The sequence below is a fragment of the Adlercreutzia equolifaciens genome (genome assembly GCF_029076695.1).
GTDB classification, from domain to species: domain Bacteria; phylum Actinomycetota; class Coriobacteriia; order Coriobacteriales; family Eggerthellaceae; genus Adlercreutzia; species Adlercreutzia equolifaciens_A.
The window spans coordinates 1-286 of record NZ_JARFIK010000663.1 but is presented as its reverse complement, the minus strand read 5'-3'; the positions used below and the strand labels follow the sequence as shown (position 1 = coordinate 286).

Annotated in this window: 1 pseudogene; it reads right to left on the bottom strand. The window is 62.9% G+C overall.

What is annotated here, in order from left to right:
• Window positions 1-286: pseudogene (locus tag PZH32_RS14020) on the bottom strand (integrase); the annotation flags it as partial.

Here is a 286-nt window from a genome sequence, read left to right as displayed (position 1 = left end):
TGGCGCGCTTTCCGAACACCTTGACTTCCAGCGCGGGAAAATGCACCCATTCCACCAGCAGCCCCGAAGCCTCGGAAATACGGGCGCCGCAGGAGAAGAGAAATTCAAGCAGGGCCTGGTCTCGCAGGTCATCGGGCGTTTGGGGACGCGGGTTGCCCTCTCGATCCACCGGACCCATCACCGAGAGCAGCGCCGTCATGTCGTCCACCGTCATCACTTTCGGCAGTCGATGGGCGCTCTTCGGCGCTTGCATGACGCTGACGGGATCGTTGTCAGTGCGGCCCTC